The organism is Stenotrophomonas sp. STEN029 (genome assembly GCF_056760015.1).
In genome coordinates, this window is sequence record NZ_JBRREC010000176.1 from 1 (window position 1) to 1328 (window position 1328).

The window sequence follows — 1328 nt, forward strand, 5'->3', positions numbered from 1 at the left end:
GGCTCCTCTCCCCGCCCCCCCGGGGGGGGGGGCCCCCCCCCCCCCAAATTGGGCTCCAAACTTTGGTGTCCCCCCCCCGCCGCGCTGGGCTCGGCACTACACAGCCCGTGCGGTCGGGTTGGGGGTTGGCTCGCCGATCCGGCGCAGCGTATTGCGGTCGGTATGCGCGAACGGCGCGCTGCGGTCCGGGATGACCAGCATCGTTTCCTGTTCGTAGGACCAGCTGCCGTCATCGTTGATGGTGACCTCGATCTCGTAGCTGTCGGTACGGAACGCGTGTTCCAGGAACGGGTTGGAGCTGATGCCATTGGTCATCGAGCCACGCTCGGCGCGCAGGCGGAAGCGCTTCGCATCGGGCGCCGCCTTGCCAACCGCCATCGCGGTCTGCCCGCGCGGGATGGTCAGCGTCTGGATCACCGTGCCGGTCGCCGGCTCCCACAGCCAGTAGCCGACCTGATCGTGGAAGGTCTCCACTTCACCGGGCTTGTGGATGCGGGTGTGATAACGCAGCCCGTAGAACAACTGGGGGCCATTGGGCTGCGCGTCGATCGGCTGCAGTTCGACGTGTTCGATGAAGGCCTGCCGTTCGGGGCCATCGGACTTGGGGTTGACGTCCATGCCGCGCTCGCCGATCCAGATGCCGGCCATCGGCGCCAGTGGCCCCAGGTTGGCCAGCGTATCGGTATCGGCGGTGGGTTCGGTATAGATGTCTTCCGGGAACGTCGTCATGAGGTACAGCCATGTGGGTATCCCGCCCATGGTACGCAGAACACGCTGCAGGCTCACCTCCACCTGTCCACAAGTGATGGACAAAATATCACCATATTTTGCAGAGGACCGCAGCACAAGGGCTGCGCGCGGTTATCCACAACTTGTGTAGCTAGCAGGACACAAGCTGTGTGGATAGCGGGATACAGGTAGAGCCGAGCCATGCTCGGCTGGGGCGCTATCGAAAAGCCAGCTGTCGGTTTTGTAGGAGCGGCGTCAGCCGCGAAGCTGATGGTTCAACAGATTGCAGGCAGTTCGGCGATCCCTGCTGCGCCAGCTTCGCGGCTCACACCGCTCCTACAACAATGTCGGTAAGGCCCCTGCCGAGCATGGCTCGGCACTACGGCGGCTTGCCCACAGCGCGTGGACAAAAAATCACCATGCTTTGCAGAGGGCCGTGGCACAAGGGCTGCACGGCCTTATCCACAGCTTGTGTATGCAGCAGGACACAGTCTGTGTGGATAGCGGAATACAGGTAGCGCCGAGCCATGCTCGGCTGGGGCTCCATCGAAAACCAGCTGTGGGTTCTGTAGGAGCGGCGTCAGCCGCGAAGCTGGCAC

Annotated in this window: 1 protein-coding gene; it reads right to left on the reverse strand. The window is 63.6% G+C overall.

Features of this window, described 5'->3' with window-relative positions:
- Positions 1-96: 96 nt before the first annotated feature.
- Positions 97-729, reverse strand: a complete 633-nt coding sequence (locus ACVOLI_RS20470; protein WP_481615784.1) for an FABP family protein — start codon at positions 727-729, stop codon at positions 97-99.
- Between the last annotated feature and the right edge of the window lie 599 nt (positions 730-1328).

Bases quoted from the DNA above. Each gene is read 5' to 3' on its own strand.
- ACVOLI_RS20470 (WP_481615784.1), bottom strand. From the start codon at position 729: ATGACGACGTTCCCGGAAGACATCTATACCGAACCCACCGCCGATACC.